Raw genomic sequence first — 1,289 nt, 5'->3', positions numbered from 1 at the left:
CCCCTGCGAACCTGGACGTGCCGCCGCGCCTGGCGGCGATGTTGGACTCCCGGTTCGCAGCTGTGCACATCAATGCCCGTTACAAGGGCGGCGATGTCACGTCGCTCGCCAGACGTCTCGATGAGCTTTCAGCGACACTTCAGGCGACGATCGTACTCATCGCCATAGGGCCGTGCCACGGCGACGACGACTTCGCCGAGACGGTGGCTGCACAGATGCAATCCGATCCCGTCGCGTTCAGCGCGCCGAAGGCTGTAGAGGACATCGCCTACGTGATCTCTCGCTCCTGCGCGTACATAGGCTCGTCCATGCACGGGTTCATCACGGCCGCGTCGTTCGGAGTTCCCGGACTGATCGTCGCCAGCCACGCCGCCCAGCACAAGTTCCGGGGAGTCCTTGCTCACCTCGACGCCGAGGAACGCCTCGTCTCGAGCTGGGACGAGGCCCTGAATGTCCTCGGATCCCGCGGTGAGAACGCCGCACTGGCCCCCATGGATATCGAGCCGGCTCTCCGCAGAATCGACGAACACTGGGGTGAGCTTCGAAGCGCGTTGCAGGGCGCTGCCCGGACGGTCGCCGTCCGGTAGCGACCGTGCCGGGTCAGGGCCCGCAGCGCGGACACCCGCTGTCGGCCCGTGCGAAGGAGCCGACTCGGTCGCCCGCGATAATCCGCCCTAGTGCGGGGCTCTCGCGGTGATCACGGCTGATCTCAGGAATTGATCGAAGCGCGGCTGCTGATCCGAGAGCATGCCGTTCTCGACCAACCAGACCCGGCCGTCAATACGCGATCCTTCGGCCTCCACTTCGGCGGACATGCGACGGAGGGCGTCAACCCATGCCTCGTGCGAGTTCGCGACCACTGTGATCCCGGGGATTGACGTCTCCCGGTACGGCCCGACGGCGCTGCCGATGGTACGCAGTCCCATGGCGAGATGTTCGAGAAGCTTCAGGTCAGCCAGGGACGTATCCAGCTCCGTGCCCGTCAAGGGCGCGATCGCGAAGTCGCTTCGCTCGGCGCATTCATGTAGCCATTCGACGGACTCGGGGAACTGCCGAGCGCTCTCCGGCACCTCGACGCTCTGCAGCCACGGACGACCGTCTCGCAGAGATTCCACCTCGTCTTCGTGGGCGATTCCGATCAGCATGAGTTCGAAGTCGGGGCGTGTGGCCGCGAACGCATCGAGGGCGGGGAGCACGAGATCGAGATTCGCCCGGTGTGTACGGTCTCCGAAATAGAGGGCGCGGACTTTGCCGTCTCGCACCCGCGAGCTGACCGGCACGCTCCACAG

Annotated in this window: 2 protein-coding genes; one reads left to right on the top strand and one right to left on the bottom strand. The window is 65.6% G+C overall.

Features of this window, described 5'->3' with window-relative positions; all coding sequences use genetic code 11:
- On the top strand, window positions 1-587 hold a 587-nt coding region (locus AC04L7_RS18905; protein WP_475513732.1), incomplete at its 5' end, for a hypothetical protein.
- Window positions 588-674: 87 nt separating this feature from the next.
- Here the strand turns inward: AC04L7_RS18905 and AC04L7_RS18900 are convergent.
- A partial coding sequence (locus tag AC04L7_RS18900) for a glycosyltransferase (RefSeq protein WP_475513731.1) occupies window positions 675-1,289 on the bottom strand: 615 nt, incomplete at its 5' end.

It is taken from the genome of Pseudoxanthomonas sp. LjRoot204_2, from assembly GCF_056175765.1.
The sequence above is the reverse complement of the archived record's forward strand: the minus strand, read 5'-3'. Positions and strand labels throughout refer to the sequence as shown.